The organism is Microcystis sp. M113S1, assembly GCF_020246945.1.
Lineage (GTDB): Bacteria > Cyanobacteriota > Cyanobacteriia > Cyanobacteriales > Microcystaceae > Microcystis.
Genome location: NZ_JADBSA010000115.1, coordinates 1 through 3,175 on the forward strand (window position 1 = coordinate 1; position 3,175 = coordinate 3,175).

Annotated in this window: 2 protein-coding genes and 1 pseudogene; all 3 read left to right on the plus strand. The window is 46.4% G+C overall.

The annotated features are described in order from the left end of the window. Positions 1–126, plus strand: a pseudogene (locus tag IM319_RS22410) (RNA-guided endonuclease TnpB family protein); the annotation flags it as partial. Between the two features lie 39 nt (positions 127–165). Beyond that, positions 166–1,137: a LysR family transcriptional regulator gene (locus IM319_RS06010; protein ID WP_287076051.1), complete on the plus strand. Its 972-nt coding sequence runs from the start codon at positions 166–168 to the stop codon at positions 1,135–1,137. A 43-nt stretch (positions 1,138–1,180) separates the two neighbouring features. Continuing rightward, positions 1,181–2,242, plus strand: a complete 1,062-nt coding sequence (locus IM319_RS06015) for an anthranilate phosphoribosyltransferase family protein (RefSeq protein ID WP_287734998.1) — start codon at positions 1,181–1,183, stop codon at positions 2,240–2,242. Positions 2,243–3,175 lie beyond the last annotated feature (933 nt).

Here is a 3,175-nt window from a genome sequence, read left to right on the forward strand (position 1 = left end):
AAGGGATTAAGTAGCGTGGGGCGCACGCAAACTTTACACGCTTCGGGAGAGGTTCCCTCTTGGTTGGTTGGAGAAATCCTGCTTGCTAACGGAGACTCAATGAACGAAGAATCCCCGTCTCTTTAGAGCGGGGAGCGTCAAGGAATGTAATTAAAACGAGAAAGAATGCGGATCGAGCAATTGCAAGCCTTTTTAGCCGTAGCCGATACGGGCAATTTCGGTCAAGCGGCACGCCAGTGTGGAGTCACCCAATCGACTATCAGCCGCCAGATTCAATCCCTAGAAACCGATTTGGGCTTACCTCTTTTCCATCGTACCGCCCAAGCGAAGTTAACCATTGCCGGGGAGAAATTACTGCCCCGGGCGAAACGGATTTGTCAAGAATGGACGAATGTTCACGAGGAAATCACCGACCTACAGGCAGGAAAACAGCCAGAATTGTGCGTGGCTGCCATTCATTCCGTGTGCGCCCACTATTTACCGCCGATTTTGCCGAAATTTTGTGCTGAATACCCAGAAGTTCAGTTAAGAGTTACAGCCCTAGGCAGCGATCGCGCATTAAAAGTGCTGCGGGATGGTTTAGTAGATGTGGCGTTGGTAATGAATAATCGTTTTCTCACCTCTAGTCCGGAGATGGTGGTAGAAATGTTATACCAAGAAGCGATCGAAATTCTCATGGCCGCTAATCATCCCCTCGCCCAATACAAAGAAGTACCATGGTCAGAATTAATCCCCTATCCGCAAGTGGTTTTCAAAGACGGCTACGGAATGCAAAGATTAGTACAAGAATGGTTTTCCCGTCAGGATGCCCACCTGAAAACTGTCATGGAATTAAACACCCTCGATGCTTTTCGCGGTGTGGTGCGTCAGGGTAATATTATCGCTCTTCTGCCCCAATCTGCCCTGATGGAAGCCCGTAGCGATGCCACCCTCGCCATTCGTCCTCTTGCTTCCCCTAGTAGCGAAAATCCCCATCTTAACAATGGTAAATTTAGTCATCGTCTCACCCGTCAGGTAGTCCTTGTCACCACGAGCGATCGCCTACAGATACCACCGATCGCTCATTTTTGTCAATTAGTGCGGCAAATGAATCAAAGTGTGGTTAAAAGCTTAGAAAACCACCCCGTCCAGCCTTAGCAATCCCCATCAATCCCATTTACTCTTTATTTTCTTCCTTGAGATGAGTGATACTTTTCGAGAATTATTAAAAGTGATCGGTAGTGGCACCCATACGGGCAGAAATTTAACCCGTCCCGAAGCGGCGATGGCCACCAAGATGATGTTAACCCAAGAGGCAACCCCGGCCCAAATCGGTGCTTTTATGATTGCCCATCGCATTAAACGCCCCACCAGCGATGAGTTAGCGGGAATGCTTGATGCCTACGCCGAGCTTGGTCCGCAAATACCCCTAGAATCAGCCTCTTTTCAGCATCCGATCGCTATTTTTGGCAATCCCTACGATGGACGCTCTCGCACTGCCCCGGTTACTCCGATCACTACTTTAATCTTAGCGGCGGCGGGGGTTCCCGTAGTCCTGCACGGGGGCGATCAAATGCCGACTAAATACGGTATTTCCCTCAGGGAAATCTGGCAGCAATTAGGAGCAGATTTTAGTCAATTATCCTTAGCAGCAGTGAAAGACTGTTTAATCACCACAGGATTGACTTTTTTCTATATTCCGCGCCATTTTCCCCTAGTAGAGAATTTTGTTACCTATCGGGAGCAAATCGGTAAACGTCCGCCTATGGCCACGGTAGAGTTAATGTGGTCGCCTTTTGTGGGTAATATTCATCAGATATCGGGTTTTGTTCATCCCCCCACCGAAGATCGTTTTTGCGAAACTTTCGCCCTGAGAAATATCTCTCACTTCACCACCGTGAAAGGATTAGAGGGCAGTTGTGATTTAGCCTGTAATCGGACGGCGATTATTGGTCTGGGAAATCCCACCGATACCCCTTCCTTTCAGCGATTTTTCCTAAATCCTCGCGATTATGGCTTCTATACTTCGGATTATCCCCTCGAATCTTTAGAAATGCTCACCGCTAAATTAAAGGGTTTATTAGCCGGAGAAAATAATGAATTAACCGACGCGGCAATTTTTAACGGTGGTTTTTATCTTTGGCGCTGTGGAATTGCCCCAGATATCCCCACGGCTTTCCAGCAAGCACAACAATGTTTACAGTCGGGAAAAGCCCTGGCTAAACTGCAACAAATCTGTAATTATCTCCAAAATCAGGAATAGATAGGGTTTGCGGCAAAAAGTTTTTCGGTGGGGTGTGGGGTGTGGGGTGTGGGGTTTTACCAGTTTTGAGGTGGCCAATTACCTAATTTTCAGGGAAAAAGTGCCTAAATTTCCCCCCGATCACTCCCATATCCGGGACTTTTTGATTGACAAAAGGTCTAAAAGTCTTACCCAACAAAGTTTTTAGATTTATTCAGCAAGCCCTAGATAGGAATAGGGTTGTAGGGAAAATCACTTCTAAATCAATGGACTTGCTTTGACATACGCCACGCCGTAAACGGACGTGGATTCTTCTAGCATCACTGCTGAGAATTTCTGGCTTCGACGATGTGGACTTGAATTAGATTCCTGGCGAAATCCAACCCAGAGGTGGTTCTCTCCTCAGACTTTCGCGACCTTACAGAAGCCTGTTTTCGTGTGCCCCACGATACAGTTCAAAACCTCTAAAATAATTGGTTTCTCTGGTACTTGACGCTTAGAGCTTTTACCTATAGGAGCATTCCCCTATAGAACCCCATAACTCTAGTTTTCAAGGTGCGTTCATCTCTACGGTTGATGACTGGGTTTTTTAAGCGGTTGCTTACCCGGCCTCCTATTCTTAATATCATACATCATATAAAGTCGCCCTCAAAGGGCGAGGCTTTAAACCCAATTTTTCGGTAACTTCTAGGTTTAAAGATAAATACTTTTGAGAAAAAAAATTTCCCGACTGCATCATTTCCTCGCTCAAGTGGGAAAGCTATGACTACGTTGACACTCCTGGGCTTAAAGGCGTGAGGATTCTCGAAGCTAATCACAGCCCTTTCTGGTTTCCCTTACTTAGGTCTTACACGATTATGTCTGAACCGAACCTACTAGAATATCACTTGCTATCTAGTTATCCTTTTTCTGGTTCACTCTCCAAGGGTTTTGGTCTTTCAACCAAGATTTGGG